Annotated in this window: 1 protein-coding gene; it reads right to left on the minus strand. The window is 71.7% G+C overall.

The features are described from left to right. The coding region (locus VG276_04330) for an IS1182 family transposase (protein ID HEV8648630.1) at nt 1–1,442 on the minus strand (1,442 nt) is incomplete at its 3' end. Nucleotides 1,443–1,588: the final 146 nt, after the last annotated feature.

Raw genomic sequence — 1,588 nt, forward strand, 5'->3', positions numbered from 1 at the left:
AGGTTGAGCGCGGCGGTGCGGCGTTTGAGCCAGGCATTGTTGCTGGCGACGCCCAGGTAGCGCAGCCGCAGGCGGCGGCCGCCACGGCTGGCGAGCTGGGAGATGACGCGTTCCACGTTGGGCCGGTGGCGCCGGTAGGCCTCGCGCAGTTCGGGGTGCTCGGCCCAGTCGCGGCGGGCCTGACGCAGCAGGGCGTCGTGGTCGCCCAGGACGAGCTTGCGGCCGGTCTTGGAGGTGGTGCACCGCGCTCGCAGCGGGCAGGCGCCACACAGCGCGCCGAAGGTGGCAACACCGGTCGCACTGATCGGCCGGGTGATGGTGTTGGGGCAGGTCACCGTGCCAGCAGCCTCGTCAACGGTGAAGTCGTCGACGGTGAACCCGCCCGCCACGGCGGCCGGCAGCGGCTTGGGCTTGATCACTGCGACGTGCCCGGCGCCAGCGATCACGTCACGCAGGTCGCCGGTGCCATAGGCCGAATCGCCATACCATTCGCAGGTGGCCGCGTCGGTGGCGCGCCCGGCTTCGGCGGCCAGGAACCGCTCGGCCACAGCCGGGTCGGAGTTGACGGCACCGGCGGCCTGGGTCAACGCCTCATCAGTGACGATGCCGGTCTCCGGCTCGGCGGCCACGTGCGCCCGATAGCCGTCGCGGCGGCTCTCCGGCGACTTGCGAGTATGGCGGGCCTGTGGATCGACGGTGGAGATGACCCGGTCGGGGGCCACCTTGCGGGCGATCCGCCAGCGCCCATCGGACCCGTCGGAGCCTTCGGCGGGTTCCACGTCCTGGCCTGAGACCAGCGCCAACAGCGCCACCGCGGCCTGGGCCCGCTCGTCCAACTCGGCGTCGCCAAGCGCCGCAACCAGCGCACCTGCGTCGTTGACCAGGGCCGACACCAACCCATCCTTGGCGGCCGGGTCCTCCCAGTCGATCTGGGGCTTGCCCGGCGTGGTGTAGTCGTGGCCAGTGCACACCGCCTGGATCTGGGCGGCGGCGCCGGGCACCTCGCGGGCCACCCGCCGGACCGCCGCGACCAACTGGGTGATGGTGTCCTGGGTGGCGACCGCATCGGCCAGGATCGTGGAGTCCACCGCCCGCCGCCGGCGGCCAGCAAGCACCCCGGTCGCCTCGACCACCCGCTTGACCGCGTCGTTGAGCCGGTGCGGCCTGCTCGAGCGGGCCAGCCGCTGCCGCCAGTAGGTCAGCGTGGAGGGGTGAAACCCCCCATCGTCCAGGGCCATCCCAGTGGCGACCTTCCAGCGCAGGTCACAGCGGGCCGCCTCGGCGGTCTCGGCATCCGACAGGTCATACAGGGTCTGCAAGGTCAACACGGCGGCTGCCACCGGCGCGGGCAGCGACGGGCGGCCCCGGCCCGAGGGGAACAGGTCGGCGAACTGTTCATCGGGAAACAGCTCCCCGCGATGCTCTGCCAGGAACCAGAACATGCTCCCCGCCGGCACCAGATGCCCGACCAGCGCCGCTGCGTCCAACAGCTTGCGTTCTGCCCGCTCAACACCCTGCACGCCAAGCCTCCCGACCAACCACCATCCCGGACGAGATGCTATCGCGGATTATTCAGGGGCCTCCTAGG

This window comes from Actinomycetes bacterium, from assembly GCA_036000965.1.
In the GTDB taxonomy this organism is placed as follows: Bacteria; Actinomycetota; CALGFH01; order CALGFH01; family CALGFH01; genus DASYUT01.